Genomic DNA, 14,061 nt, shown 5'->3' with positions numbered 1-14,061 from the left:
CACTACTCCTCGTACTGCACTAATTTAGTAGCGGCAGTGAGCATCAAATCTAACAGCATGCCTACCACACCAATCATTAAAATGGAAAAAATCACACTGGTTAGATCCAGATTATTCCACTCATTCCACACGTAGTAGCCAATTCCAGTTCCTCCTACCAACATTTCTGCGGCGACTATTACCAACCAGGCGATGCCGATAGAAATACGCATGCCGGTTAAAATAGTTGGCGCTGCCGCAGGCAAAATAACGGTGAACGCCGTGCGTAAAGGTGAGAGTTCATGGGTGCGGGCGACATTGATCCAATCTTCGCGCACATTAGCCACACCAAATGCGGTGTTTAATAACATCGGCCAAATCGAGCAAATAAAAATCACAAATATCGCAGAGGTTTCGGAATCTTTAATCACAAATAAAGCAAGCGGCATCCAAGCCAGTGGCGATATAGGGCGCAATAACTGAATGTAAGGATTTAGTGCGCGATACATGAGCGGCGACATACCAATTAAAAATCCCACTGGTAGCGCAATAATTACCGCAAGAAAAAATCCACTCAGTACACGATAAATTGAATAACCTAATTGAATACCTATGCCCTTATCATTGGGGCCTGCATCATAAAACGGGTTGCTCAACTCTTCCCATGCGCGCACAGCAATTGCAGAGGGTGGTGGAATGCGCGCTTCCTGTTCCGCACCGCCCATGAGCAATTCATATTCAGATTGCGCTTCAGTTGCTTCAGGTACCTGTACTGCAAATTCCCAGGTACCTAAAACAATCACTAAAAAACTTAGCGATAAAACCCACGCGCGAATATCCAGAGAACGCATGGTTAACTTCTCCGAATGGCAAAGCTGTTGATATATTCTTCTGGTTTGGTTACATCAAACTCCTTACCCATAATGAAATAGTTTTTGTTGGTGCTGGTCGGCACCGCATAGCCCAACTCTTTCATCACTTTTTCACAATCGGCAGCGAGATACACTTCACGCGCAATGCCTTGATAATCCATATCCCCTTTGATGTAACCCCAGCGTTTCATTTGCGTGAGAATCCATACCGCCATGGAATGCCAAGGAAAAGGATCAAAATCAATTCGCGCGGGATCATTTTTTACTGCGCCCAAACCATCGGCATAACGGCCTAGTAATACTTGTTCAATGACTTGCACGGGTTGATTGAGATAGTTGGCTGGCGCAATTGCTGCTGCAATATCTTTGCGATTTTCTGCCGCTGATGAAAAGTGCGTTGCTTCAACAATGGATTTTAATAAAGCACCGTAGGTATTCGGATTAGTCAGTGCAAATTCTTTGCTGCAGGCAAATGCGCAACAGGGGTGACCGTCCCAAATATCTTTAGTGAGCATGTGAATAAAACCGACTTTTTCCCAGACTGCGCGCTGATTAAAAGGATCGGGTGAGAGATAACCATCGAGATTACCCGCGCGCAAATTGGCCACCATTTCCGGCGGCGGTACTACGCGGATCTGCACATCTTTATCAGGATCTATACCGTGTTCAGCGAGGTAGTAGCGCAATAAAAAGTTATGCATGGAAAATTCAAACGGCACACCAAATTTAAATCCTTTCCACTGCTTGGGGTCGCGTTTATCTTTGTGATCCACATGCAACACAATCGCTTGACCATTAATATTTTCCACCGCCGGCATGATGAAGGGTTTGGCGGTTGAGCCGACACCCAAACTCATCGCCAGCGGCATGGGCGTGAGCATATGCGATGCATCATATTCATCGGCGAGGGATTTATCGCGCGCAACTGCCCAGCCAGCAGTTTTAATGACATCCACTTCAAGCCCGTGTTTTGCGTAAAAGCCCATGGGGTGCGCCATGATGATTGGCGTAGCGCAAGTGATAGGTACAAAGCCGACATTGAGCTTTTTCTTTTCTAGCGGACCACCCTGTTCTTTTGCTGCGGCTTTAATAGCGCCCAGCGGTAATACGGATGACAAAGCTGCGGCGAGTGTACCGCCGCCAATCGCGCGAATAAATCGACGACGACTGTTGTCATCCTGATTAAAGAGCGCGCGCACAATAGTATTTTCAATCGCGCGATCCATTAATTCATCGGCAGAAGAAAAGGTCGAGGTTTTTGCATACTGATCAACGGATAAGTCGGAATTTCTTTCCGCCTGATTTTCCAGCGCTTGGGAATAGGCTTGCGGGTTCGCTGCCAATTGACAGGATTCACACGAGCAACCTTTGGTGTGGGTTAAAGACACTTCACTATCGTAGGCATCACTCAAACTTTTATTGCGCATAACGCCCCCTTTTTAGGCACAGAGCACCAGCAAATAGCGCAGCTGTGTAATGGTCTGAAAAATGTGTTGTTAATTTTTGTAGTGCAAGACCGCTATTGCGATCCTTGTGCCAAGACTGCAAAAAATTACAATGTGCTGATTTCATTCATTTTTTTATTTTCTTCATCAGGTTACCCCAGCACGAAATTTCGTGATCAACGAAATTTCGTTGAGCTTGGCACGATTTTTCGTTGTAACAGGTATGGGTAATTCATTGAGGAAATTTGCGTGGACCAAATAATTACATCACCGTGCCGTGCCGATCATCAACACACTAAGATTTCTGCCATCAGTCAGGCTTTTCAGGAATTTGCTCAGCAAAATCAACTTTTATTAAATGCGGCCGGTGAAGGTATTTATGGGGTAGATGCAGAAGGTCGTGCAACCTTTGTAAACCCAGCCGCTGAGCGAATTTTAGGATGGAAGGCCAATGAATTACTCGGCAAAAATATTCATCTGGCAATTCACCACAGCCACACCGATGGTTCGGATTATTGTGTGCAGGACTGTCCGATTTTTGCCGCGTTTCGCGACGGCACTGTGCGACGCGTAGACGATGAAGTCTTCTGGTGCTGCGACGGTCACGCAGTACCGGTCGAATACACCAGCACACCGGTTTACGATCAGGAAAAACTTATGGGTGCCGTGGTTATTTTTCGTGATGTTTCTGAACGAAAAAGTGCAGAAGCAAAATTGCATTCCACGATGGAAGAATTGCGCGAAGCTTTAGAGCAAGTTAAACAATTGACTCATAAACTCGAATTGGAAAATGCCTATTTACAACAAGAAATCAGTGAGGGCTTTAATTCCCATCATATTGTCGGTAACAGTGCTGTAGTGCAGCAGATCGATCACCAGATTAAGTTGGTTGCACCGACAATCGCAACCGTATTAATTAACGGCGAATCCGGCACGGGTAAGGAATTAATTGCGCGGGCTATTCATCGCGCCAGCGAACGCAATCAACGCCCGTTAATTCGGGTTAACTGCGCGGCTATTCCACCGGAATTGTTTGAAAGCGAATTTTTTGGCCATGTACGCGGCGCATTTTCCGGCGCGGTTAACGCGCGTCTTGGACGCTTTGAAGTTGCAGATGGTGGCACTTTATTTTTGGATGAAATCGGAGAATTACCTATCGCATTGCAGGGAAAATTATTGCGTGTTTTGCAAGATGGAGAATTTGAACGGGTCGGTGAATCTATCACCCGCAAAGTGGACGTGCGGGTTATTGCCGCTACCAATCGCAATTTAAAAAATCTGGTTGATCAAGGCTTGTTCCGCGAGGATCTGTATTTTCGTTTGAATGTATTCCCTATTCGCTCAGCTCCGTTGCGCGAACGCTTGGAGGATATCCCACTGCTGGTAGCGCATTTTTTAAAGGCGACTTGCCAACGCTTTCATAAACCGGAATTAAAAGTTTCTCTAGCGCAAATTCAGCGCCTGCAGGAATACCCTTGGCCGGGCAATATCCGCGAACTGGAAAACCGCATCGAACGGCAAGTTATTCTCAGCCCAGGGGATAAATTAGTGTTGGACGACATGCCCTTGACACCTGCTTTCACCGCGAAACAACCAGCACACGACGGCGAATGCCTTACAGAGAAAAAGGTTAAGCACCTTCAGTATCAAGCCACCTTAGAAGCGCTCCGCAATGCAGGAGGAAAGATTTATGGCGCAGAAGGAGCTGCAGCTATGCTAGGTATAAAACCCACGACCCTAGCCTCGCGCTTAAAAAAATGGGGCTTAGACAAAGGTCAAAATAAAGGGGCTTGTTAGCCCCTTTATTATCGAGTTTCACCTACTCGCCTTGCGCTCGCGGCGATCATTTTTGCGCCGTTCATGAGGCACATCCTGAGGAATTCCTTCATGGTATTGACGCCGATCTTGGCGCTGACGCTCTTCAAGTGCATCTTCAATTTGAGTTAATAATACTTTGGGGGCTTTTTTTTCAGTGATCATGAAAGTCATCTCGCTACGCAGTTAATCTCATCCGAACTAGTCACTACGACCTGAGTATAGACCAGTCAAATTTGAATATTTAGAAATTTAACGGCATTTTTTATTTCATTTCTCAATATAAAAGGCCGAACTCACTTGAATTCGGCCTTTTATTTATAGATTTAAAAATCTATCAAAATATATAAATTAATAGTTTTTAAATATCAAGGTTAGCTACTGCAAGTGCATTAGTCTCGATAAATTCGCGGCGTGGTTCCACGTTATCGCCCATCAAACAGGTAAAGATTTGATCGGCGGCAATTGCATCCTGGATAGTCACCCGCAGCATACGGCGAGTTTCCGGATTCATGGTGGTATCCCACAATTGTTCCGGGTTCATCTCACCCAGACCCTTATAGCGCTGGATGTTGTAGCCTTTACGCGACTCTTTCATCAGCCATTCCAAGCCTTCGGCGAACTTGAACAGCGGTTGTTTACGCTCGCCGCGCTGAATATAGGCGCCCTCTTCGATCAGGCTTTCCAGCTTTTCACCCAAGGAAACGATCGAGGCATATTCACCCGAGGCGAAGAAATCGCGAGTGAAAGGATAAGGTGTAGCGATACCATGGGCGGTAATTTCTACTTGCGGCATAAACAGATGGCGCTCAGTATCTTCACGCACGGTGATGATGTAGCGCTGGCTACCGGCGCGGGCATCGATGCTGAAGTGTGCTGCCATCTGGTCGCACCACTGTTGCATATGGCCTTGATCGGCCAAGTGCTCAGGGCGAACCGCCGGCAAATAAATCATCTTTTCCAGTACATCGGCCGGATACAAACGCGACAAACGATCAATCGTCGCCATCACCTTGCGGTATTCATACACCAGTTTTTCCAAGGCTTCACCGGCAATCGGTGGGGCGCTAGGGTTAACGTGCAGGCTGGCATCTTCCAAGGCAGCTTGGGTGAGGAACTCGGTCATCGCCGCTTCGTCTTTCAGATACTGTTCTTGTTTACCTTTGGCGATCTTATAGAGCGGTGGCTGAGCGATATAAATATGACCACGCTCAATCAACTCGCGCATTTGGCGGAAGAAGAAGGTCAATAACAGGGTGCGAATGTGCGAACCGTCGACGTCGGCGTCGGTCATGATAATGATGCTGTGGTAGCGCAGTTTTTCCGGATTGTAATCCTCTTTACCAATACCACAGCCGAGGGCGGTAATCAGTGTACCGACTTCCGCCGATGACAGCATCTTATCGAAACGGGCTTTTTCCACGTTGAGGATCTTACCCTTGAGCGGCAGAATCGCCTGAGTCTTCCGTGCGCGGCCTTGTTTGGCTGAACCACCCGCAGAATCACCCTCCACCAGGTAGAGTTCAGACAGCGCCGGGTCTTTTTCCTGACAGTCTGCCAACTTGCCGGGCAAACCAGCGATGTCCAATGCACCTTTACGGCGAGTCATTTCACGGGCTTTACGCGCGGCTTCACGGGCGCGAGCGGCATCGATCATCTTGCCCACAATCGACTTGGCTTCCTGCGGGTTCTCCAGCAGGTAAGCGCCAAAGTGTTCGTTCATCTCTTGTTCTACGGCAGTTTTCACTTCCGAAGAGACCAACTTATCTTTGGTTTGGCTGGAGAATTTAGGATCGGGCACTTTTACCGAGATAATCGCCGTCAGACCTTCACGGGCATCGTCACCCGTAGTGGCGACTTTGGCGTTTTTGGCGATACCTTCTTTTTCGATATAGGTATTCAAACCCCGGGTGAGCGCAGCACGGAAGCCAGCCAAGTGGGTTCCACCATCGCGCTGCGGGATATTATTGGTGTAGCAGAACAGGTTTTCCTGGAATGAATCGTTCCACTGCAAAGCGACTTCCACGCCGATTCCATCGTCACGCTTGAGCGAAACAAAGTGCACCATCTTATTAATGGTGGTTTTGTTCTTATTCAAATGCTCTACAAACGCGCGTAAACCGCCTTCGTATTGGTAAACCTCTTCTTTTGCTGAGCGCTCGTCTTTCAAAACAATGCGCACACCAGAGTTCAAGAATGACAGTTCACGCAGGCGTTTAGCCAATAATTCGAAGTGGAATTCGATATTGGTAAAGGTTTCCGCAGAAGGTTTAAAGTGAATTTCAGTACCGGTAGTGGCTGAATCGCCCACCACCGCAAGTGGTGCATCGGGTACACCGTGACGATAAATCTGCTCGTGGATCTTACCACCACGGCGAATAGTCAGTTTTAGCCATTCAGATAGGGCGTTTACAACCGATACACCCACACCGTGCAAGCCGCCAGATACCTTATAGGTATTGTCATCGAACTTACCACCGGCATGGAGAACGGTCATGATAACTTCAGCGGCGGATACACCCTCTTCGTGCATTTCAGTAGGGATACCACGGCCATTGTCAGAGACAGAGACAGTTTCATCTGGATGAATGACGACACGCACTTCATCACAGTGGCCAGCCAGCGCTTCGTCGATAGAGTTATCCACGACTTCAAACACCATATGATGCAAACCTGAGCCATCGTCGGTGTCGCCAATGTACATCCCTGGGCGCTTACGCACCGCATCCAAGCCCTTAAGGACTTTAATACTGGACGAGTCGTAAACATTCTCTTCTGACATAGCATTTCTCCGCTTTTTTGTTCAGTAGCAACCAAGCTGGTTGCGCATAATCTATTGGGCGATAACAGAGGAATTAACCACCTCAGTCACCCTGCCCTGTTCCACGTGGAACATTTTAGGGGTAATTTTGGTCTTATCTCGCCAACTGGATAACAGAGTTTCTGACTCAACCCCGGTAATAAATACCTGAGTATTCATGGTATCCAACCAGTGAACCAATAGTGCACGATGCTTTTCATCTAATTCAGCGGGTAAATCATCCACTAAATAAATCGATTTTCGCCCAGTAATTCGGGTAAATACATAGCCCTGAGCAATTTTGAGTGCACATACGAGTAGCTTTTGTTGCCCGCGCGAAAGAACTTCTGCGGCATCCAAGCCATTCACTGTTATTTTTAAATCTGCCCTGTGACTACCGGCATGGGTATATCCTTGGCGTTTATCACGCTCAAGGCTGTCAGCAAGAACATCGGTATAGGCTTTGTCTTTATCCCAGCCGCGATAATAACCAAGTGCTATACCGTCAATGTTGATAAATTCTTTCAGCAACACAGCAAAGGTTTCATTGAAATGCGCCATACACTGGGTGCGAAACTCGTGGATTTTATTGGTCAAATCTACCAGTTCTTTATCCCAGGGCGCTAATTCAAAGGGGCCTATTCTATCACGCCGCAGCAGGCTATTGCGGTGTTTCAAGCAGCGTTGGATGGCTTTCCAAGCCGGGAAGAAATTAGGTTCCACGTGAAACACTAACCAATCGATAAACTGCCGCCGAACCTTAGGGCTACCTTCCAACAATAGAAAGGTATCGGAATTAATGACCTGAACTGGCAGATAGGCAGCAAGATCAGCCGCCGATGGCACCAAGACTCCATTCGCTTTAAAACTCGCTTCACCATCCATATGACGACTAATACCAATCGGCACATCCGATTTATCATCTGTATGTACACGGCCAAACACCGTAAACGAGGATTGTTGGTGATTGATAAGCGGTTTGTGTTTATGACTGCGAAAGGAACGGCCAAGGGCAAGTAGATTGATAGCTTCCAGTACACTGGTTTTACCAGAGCCATTTTCACCGTAGATAAGATTCACCTGCAGCGAAGGGGTGATATCAACCCCTTCCAGATTGCGCAGGTTTTGAATAAATAGACGTTTTAAGGTCATACGACCAACAAGACTGTTCTACCAATGCACCCTTACAGGCGCATCGGCATTACTACATAGAGGGAATCGCTGTTTTCCGGTTCTTCTAACAAAGCACTGGAGTTAGCATCTGACAGGGTAATCTTCACATTATCATTGCTGATAACGTTGGTAACATCCTGCAAATAGCTCACGTTGAAACCTACTTCCAGAGATTCACCTGTGTAATCCACTGTGACCTGTTCTTCCGCTTCTTCTTGCTCTGGGTTGTTAGCCACTATGGTCAAGCTACCATCGGACAGCAACAAACGTACACCGCGATACTTTTCATTGGATAAGATCGCGGTGCGGCCAAAGGCTTGTTTCAATTCAAGACGCGAACCAATCACCACCTTATTACCACCGCGAGGCAACACACGCTCGTATTCGGGGAATTTGCCATCAACCAATTTAGAGGTGAAGGTGTAATCCATTGAGGTGACACGAATATGATTAGAACTCAGCACTACTTCTACCTGCGCGGTAGAATCATCCAGCAAACGCGATAATTCCAATACACCTTTGCGTGGCAAAATAGCCTGGATAACGTCTGTGGTATTTACCGCAACTGCGCGAGTACACATCGCCATACGGTGACCATCGGTAGCCACCACACGCAATTGATCCTGGCGTACTTCCCACAACATGCCATTCAAGTAGTAGCGAACATCCTGCTGGGCCATAGCAAACGCCGTGCGCTCAATCAGGCGTTTAACTTCTTGTTGCGCGCAGCTAAAACGCAAATTGCCCGGAGTATCTTCAACATTGGGGAAATCGGCAGCAGGTAAAGTAGAAAGAGTAAACCGGCTGCGACCAGATTTAACCATGATCCGGTTTTCTTCGAGAAAAAACTCAATATTGCTGCCATCAGGCAGGGATCTACAGATATCTACCAGCTTACGTGCCGGAACTGTAATTTCGCCCGATACCCCGGCTTGCTCCAGTGTGATGCGCCCGACAATCTCTACCTCAAGATCCGTACCGGTGAGCGAGAGTTGATCATCATTCAATTGAATCAAGACATTGGACAACACCGGCAGCGTTTGACGACGCTCCACCACACCAGCTACCAGTTGTAAGGGTTTGAGCAAGGCTTCGCGGGATACGACAAATTTCATGTGATGGTCTCTTAGGTAATCTTCCGGGACTTATTGCGTTTTTATCTCTACTGGATCAAGCACAAAACAACAGTGTTTATAAATCAAGTTGTCAGCGAACGCAGCAAGTTTTTCATATCCTCGCGGATATCTGCGGTCTCTTCCTGTAATTCCTTAATTTTGCGGCAAGCGTGCAGCACCGTAGTGTGGTCGCGGCCGCCAAATGCTTCACCAATTTCCGGCAGACTGTGGTTGGTCAATTCTTTGGCCAAGGCCATAGCCACCTGCCGCGGGCGCGCCACTGAACGACTGCGACGCTTGGAAATCATGTCGTTCATTTTGATTTTGTAATATTCACAGACTACCCGCTGGATATTATCAATACCGACCTGTTTATCCTGCAGCGCCAACAAGTCTTTTAAGGCTTCACGCACCAGTTCGACATCGATGGGCCGACCGGTAAAATTGGCGCTGGCGATTACTCGCTTTAAAGCGCCTTCAAGGTCGCGCACGTTGGCGCGAATACGCTGGGCGATAAAAAACGCGGCGTCGTGTGGTAAATCGATATTCACCTGCTCCGCCTTTTTCATCAAAATCGCCACCCGGGTTTCCAGCTCTGGCGGCTCCACTGCAACCGTTAAGCCCCAGCCAAAACGGGATTTCAACCGCTCTTCTAAGCCATTGATTTCTTTAGGAAAGCGGTCACAGGTGAGGATAATTTGGCGGCCGCCTTCAAGCAGTGAATTAAAGGTGTGAAAAAACTCTTCTTGCGAGCGCTCTTTACCGGCAAAAAATTGAATATCGTCGATAAGCAACGCATCCATCGACCGGTAATAGCGTTTAAAATCATTGATTGCGTTCAACTGCAGCGCTTTTACCATATCTGCCACAAACCGCTCGGAGTGCAGATAAACAACTTTGGCGTTGGGGTTACGTGCCACCATGGCATTGCCCACTGCCTGCATCAAGTGGGTTTTACCCAAACCTACCCCACCGTAGATAAAGAGGGGGTTATAAGCGCCACCCGGGTTTTCCGCTACCTGACGCGCAGCGGCCAGACCTAATTGGTTCGACTTACCTTCCACAAAAGTAGCGAAGGTCGAAGACACATTTAAATAATTACTGTGTTTAAGGCCACCCTCGACTTCCAACTCGGGCGTTACACGAGTGCTATCAAAACTGCTGCTTTCTACAATAATATCCCGTGATTTAGCGTCATATTCGACGATTTTAGCTGGGTTATTAGCACTATTTGAAGAATTTGTATAGCCATTACTAGCCTGTTCAGGCTCTGTATTTTTACTGCCAAACGCCAGATTATCCTCGCGCACATGCGGTTCTGGCTGGGCTGAACTTCCCTCTGCAGCAGCAGGTTCATATTTTGGCGCAAATTGTTTGGGTACTATTGATTGGGAGTTGACTGATTCCGCTTGAAAACCAGTTGCCGGGCGCGGTGCAACCCCCACAGCCACTTGCAGACTGTTATCTTGATGATAGTGACTGGCCAGCTCGCGGATGCGATTGAGAAACTTTTCTGCCACCCAATCGCAAATAAACCGGTTCGGCGCCAACAAACGCAATTCCTGGGGTGAGGCTGACTCATCGATTTGCAATGGCCGAATCCAGGTATTGAACTGCTGCGAAGGCAATTCATCCTGCAAACTGGCGGCACATAATTTCCAAATCGATTGCAGCAAAACCAAAACTCCCGAAACGCAGATTGCGATTATTGTTTATTGATGTATTGATAAACAGAAATAAAAACCAAAACCTGCCGCTGTTAATCGATTCTAACAAGAATAACCAACACAGGTTTATGCAGGGGGAGCCAAGTCTACTCTCGCCCCCCAGAGTTATCCACAACAAAAACCAAATTTAATTTAATGGACTAAAACTTAGCCATTAAGATTCAATTAGTTACGCTATGGTGAGGAGCTTAACTGAGCACCTTAAAAACCGATAAACATAAGGAATAAAACGCTAAATCTGTGGATAACACTGTTGATAAGATCTTAATTAACTGGGGGAAAACCGGTAGAAGATGTGTGCAGTCAAATTTCCCCGGTTTTGTAGATTATTTGCTCAAATAAATTTGCTTTAGGCGGCCGCATTCTTTAGAATCCCGCCTCTTTTCGCACGCCGTGTGAATTAACTCAGGATTTTTAACAGGTTTATCATGAAAAGAACATTCCAACCCAGCAATCTGAAACGCGTTCGCAACCACGGTTTCCGTGCTCGTATGGCTACTAAAGGTGGTCGTTTGGTATTGGCTCGTCGTCGCGCCAAAGGCCGTGCCGAGTTGACTCGCGTTTAATTATCTCGATTCTTGGTTCACTAGCAGTTTGTTGAAATTTGTTATTGGCAAACGTGAGACGAAAGTAGTCGATAACGGTCATTCCTAGACTATTTTTAGCGCACATATGCCAGCCAAAATAGAATTTCAACAGTCTGCTAGTTCGAATCAACCCCAGAGCGATTCCAGCTTTGGTTCAGGTTCTAACACCGCATCCTTCCGTTTTACCAAATCCCTGCGTTTACTTTGTGCCGCTGATTTCAAACCTGTGTTTGATAATGCGCCGTTTCGCGCCTCGCACCAGTATTTTTTAATCCTCGCCCGCCTCAACCAGCAAGCACAACCGCGTTTGGGTTTGGTGATGGCCAAAAAACACATGAAACTGGCCGTCGAGCGCAACCGTATGAAACGCTTGATTCGCGAAAGTTTCCGTCTGCAGCAGCAAGAATTAGCCGGGCTAGATATTGTGGTCTTATCGCGCAAAGGCATGGATAGTTTGTCCAGCAGCGAGTTTAGCCAGCAATTAAATCAACAATGGCAGCGAATTTTCAAAAAAGTGCGCCATCATCGGTTAACATCGCAGGCGCAAACTCAAGGGGTGGATTCAAAGGCGGATACAGATGCTAAAGCGACTGATCAATAAGGCGCATTCCGGCTTGATCTTGCTGGCAGTGAAATTGCTGCACGGCTATCGCTACTTGTTGAGCCCCTGGATTGGCAACCAATGCCGCTTTTATCCCAGCTGCTCACATTATTCGGAAGAGGCAATTGTGCGGCACGGATTTTTTATAGGGTCTTATCTAACCCTGCGGCGCTTATTAAAATGCCACCCCTGGCATGAAGGCGGCTTGGATCCGGTACCGGAATTGAAAAAAAGTTGTTGTTCTTCTATTCATTCACCCACTACTGATGGCAGTCATTAAGATGGATTGGCAAAAAAACCTATTAATTGCAGCAATTCTCGCTACCTTGTTGATGTTAGTTATTCGCTGGCATGAATTTCAAGAAAACTTACCCACAGCAGCACCGGTAGCAAGCCAAACAGCGCCTACTAATAACAGTGCTATTCCCGCGGCAACCACTGTAAGTAACAGCGAGATTCCCGTCGCTGCCAGCAGTTTGTCGGAAGCAGAAAAAACAACTATCGCTTCAAACCAACTGATCTCGGTAAAAACTGACAGTTTTGATCTCACCATCAATCCTTTGGGTGGCGATATAGTGCAGTTGGCACTGCCGCGTCATTTCCTCAAGTTGAATACACCAGATCAACCTTTTGTTCTGCTCGATAACCGCGACCACCACACCTATCTGGCACAAAGCGGTTTAATCGGCACCAATGGCACAGATACCGCCCAGGGTCGCCCTTTATTTGGCAGCGAAAAAACCACTTACACCCTTGCCGAAGGTGAAAATCAATTAGTGGTTGATCTGAGCTTGCAACAGGCTGATGTCAAAATCACCAAACGTTTCACCTTTACCCGCGGTGATTACCTGATCAATGTTGAATACCTGATCGATAACCAAAGTGCTAATAATTGGTCTGCCCAACTCTATGGCCAAATCAAACGCGACAGCCAAAACTTCGTCAAAGTCAGCGCTTTGGAAATGAACCCGTTCCTGGGTGCAGCGATTACTACACCGGATGACAAATACAAAAAAATCACCTTTGCTGATCTGGCTGAAAAAGAAGAAAAAATTGGTGTGCAAGGTGGCTGGATCGCCATGGTGCAACACTACTTTATCAGCGCCTGGATTCCCGATGCAGACAGTCAAAACACCTATCACTTGCGCAAGTTAGGCGACAATGACCTGTATTTAATGGGTTTTACCGGCAAAGTAAATGAAGTCGCTGCCGGTACCCAAGGCACTATTTCGGCCAGTTTTTACGCCGGCCCAAAAGATACCGAGCGCTTGGAACAGATCTCCCCCTACCTGGACTTGACCGTAGACTACGGCTGGCTCTGGTGGGTGGCTAAACCACTGTTTTGGGTGCTGAAATTTATCCACAATTTGGTGGGCAACTGGGGCTTGGCGATTATCGGCCTGACTCTGTGCGTAAAACTCTTATTCTTCAAACTCTCGGCAACTAGCTATAAATCTATGGCAAAAATGCGCAAGTTAGCGCCGAAAATGGCTGAGTTGAAAGAGCGCTTGGGCGATGACCGCCAAAAGTTCTCACAAGAAATGATGAAGATGTACAAAACCGAAAAAGTGAATCCGTTTGGTGGTTGTTTACCGCTGCTGATCCAAATGCCGGTATTCCTCGCACTTTATTATGTATTGATGGAATCGGTGGAACTGCGCCATTCACCTTTCTTTGGCTGGATTATGGATCTGTCGGTAAAAGACCCTTACTTCGTTTTGCCAGTTATCTACGGCATCACCATGTATTTTATGCAGAAGTTAAACCCGCAACCGACTGACCCAATGCAGGCGCGCATTATGCAAATGCTGCCCTTGGTCTTCACCTTTATGTTCCTCTGGTTCCCCGCTGGCCTGGTACTTTACTGGGTTACCAACAACAGCTTGTCGATTTTGCAGCAGTACATTATTACCAAACAAATCGACGCCGAACCTACCGCTAAATAAG

General features: G+C 47.1%; 12 protein-coding genes. 5 read left to right on the top strand and 7 right to left on the bottom strand.

Going from position 1 to position 14,061, the window contains the following annotated elements; translation table 11 throughout:
- Positions 1-2: 2 nt before the first annotated feature.
- Positions 3-830, bottom strand: coding sequence for a nitrate ABC transporter permease (gene ntrB / locus AC2CG4_RS15590; protein WP_484487146.1), 828 nt, complete (start codon positions 828-830; stop codon positions 3-5).
- Positions 831-832: 2 nt separating this feature from the next.
- Entirely contained in the window at positions 833-2,278 is a 1,446-nt protein-coding gene (locus AC2CG4_RS15585) for a CmpA/NrtA family ABC transporter substrate-binding protein (RefSeq protein ID WP_484487145.1), read from the bottom strand.
- A gap of 267 nt (positions 2,279-2,545) precedes the next feature.
- Between AC2CG4_RS15585 and AC2CG4_RS15580 the strand changes: the two genes are divergently transcribed.
- Complete coding sequence (locus tag AC2CG4_RS15580; RefSeq protein ID WP_484487144.1) at positions 2,546-4,093, top strand: sigma-54 interaction domain-containing protein; 1,548 nt, start codon at positions 2,546-2,548, stop codon at positions 4,091-4,093.
- An 18-nt stretch (positions 4,094-4,111) separates the two neighbouring features.
- On the opposite strand, the gene AC2CG4_RS15575 is transcribed toward AC2CG4_RS15580, so the two are convergent.
- From AC2CG4_RS15575 to dnaA, 5 genes are all read right to left on the bottom strand, one after another.
- The gene (locus AC2CG4_RS15575) at positions 4,112-4,276 is read right to left on the bottom strand and encodes a hypothetical protein (RefSeq protein WP_484487143.1); all 165 of its coding nucleotides are present in this window, start codon (positions 4,274-4,276) and stop codon (positions 4,112-4,114) included.
- A 196-nt stretch (positions 4,277-4,472) separates the two neighbouring features.
- A complete protein-coding gene (gyrB, locus tag AC2CG4_RS15570) occupies positions 4,473-6,893 on the bottom strand; it encodes a DNA topoisomerase (ATP-hydrolyzing) subunit B (protein WP_062057934.1) in 2,421 nt (806 codons plus the stop codon).
- A 51-nt stretch (positions 6,894-6,944) separates the two neighbouring features.
- Complete coding sequence (recF, locus tag AC2CG4_RS15565; protein ID WP_484487142.1) at positions 6,945-8,063, bottom strand: DNA replication/repair protein RecF; 1,119 nt, start codon at positions 8,061-8,063, stop codon at positions 6,945-6,947.
- A 32-nt stretch (positions 8,064-8,095) separates the two neighbouring features.
- Positions 8,096-9,199, bottom strand: coding sequence for a DNA polymerase III subunit beta (dnaN, locus tag AC2CG4_RS15560; protein ID WP_484487141.1), 1,104 nt, complete (start codon positions 9,197-9,199; stop codon positions 8,096-8,098).
- Positions 9,200-9,282: 83 nt separating this feature from the next.
- The gene (gene dnaA, locus AC2CG4_RS15555) at positions 9,283-10,875 is read right to left on the bottom strand and encodes a chromosomal replication initiator protein DnaA (RefSeq protein WP_484487140.1); all 1,593 of its coding nucleotides are present in this window, start codon (positions 10,873-10,875) and stop codon (positions 9,283-9,285) included.
- 479 nt (positions 10,876-11,354) lie between these two features.
- On the opposite strand from dnaA, the gene rpmH reads away from it, so the two are divergent.
- The 4 genes from rpmH (at position 11,355) to yidC (ending at position 14,060) form a co-directional block, all read left to right on the top strand.
- On the top strand, positions 11,355-11,492 hold the full coding sequence (gene rpmH, locus AC2CG4_RS15550) for a 50S ribosomal protein L34 (RefSeq protein ID WP_084617888.1): 138 nt from the start codon (positions 11,355-11,357) through the stop codon (positions 11,490-11,492).
- A gap of 106 nt (positions 11,493-11,598) precedes the next feature.
- Positions 11,599-12,114 carry a ribonuclease P protein component gene (rnpA, locus tag AC2CG4_RS15545; protein WP_484487139.1) on the top strand — a complete coding sequence of 172 codons (516 nt, stop codon included), beginning with the start codon at positions 11,599-11,601 and terminating at the stop codon, positions 12,112-12,114.
- Entirely contained in the window at positions 12,092-12,394 is a 303-nt protein-coding gene (gene yidD, locus AC2CG4_RS15540; RefSeq protein WP_484487138.1) for a membrane protein insertion efficiency factor YidD, read from the top strand. Before rnpA ends, yidD begins: the two co-directional genes overlap by 23 nt.
- A 1-nt stretch (position 12,395) precedes the next feature.
- Positions 12,396-14,060, top strand: coding sequence for a membrane protein insertase YidC (gene yidC / locus AC2CG4_RS15535; RefSeq protein WP_484487137.1), 1,665 nt, complete (start codon positions 12,396-12,398; stop codon positions 14,058-14,060).
- The last annotated feature ends 1 nt before the right edge of the window (position 14,061 follow it).

The organism is Cellvibrio sp. ATLC23, from assembly GCF_057196725.1.
Note: the sequence above shows the minus strand (reverse complement) of the source record. Positions and strands in the feature narration are given on the sequence as shown.